Annotated in this window: 1 pseudogene; it reads right to left on the bottom strand. The window is 70.4% G+C overall.

The window, feature by feature from the left end:
- Window positions 1–243: pseudogene (locus QN345_RS20310) on the bottom strand (thiolase domain-containing protein); the annotation flags it as partial.

Raw genomic sequence — 243 nt, 5'->3', positions numbered from 1 at the left:
GCCCTGCCACGATCGGATTCTTCTCCGAGACGGTGCGGCAGAAGTCCTCGCCGAGGTCCTTGCGCAGCTGGGCGAAGGGGTTGTCGACGCCGTTGCGGTGGTTCTTGGCGGCGATGGAGCCGAGCACGTCGCCGACGTCGCCGTAGCGGTCGGCGTATGCCTCGGCGACGACGGCGAAGAGGCCGGCGAAACCGGATGTCGACGGCTGGCCGGCCAGGTCGTAGTCGGCGCCGAGCAGCGCGG

This window comes from Cryobacterium sp. 10I1 (assembly GCF_035019805.1).
Taxonomy (GTDB): Bacteria; Actinomycetota; Actinomycetes; order Actinomycetales; family Microbacteriaceae; genus Cryobacterium; species Cryobacterium glucosi.
The sequence above is the reverse complement of the archived record's forward strand: the minus strand, read 5'-3'. Positions and strand labels throughout refer to the sequence as shown.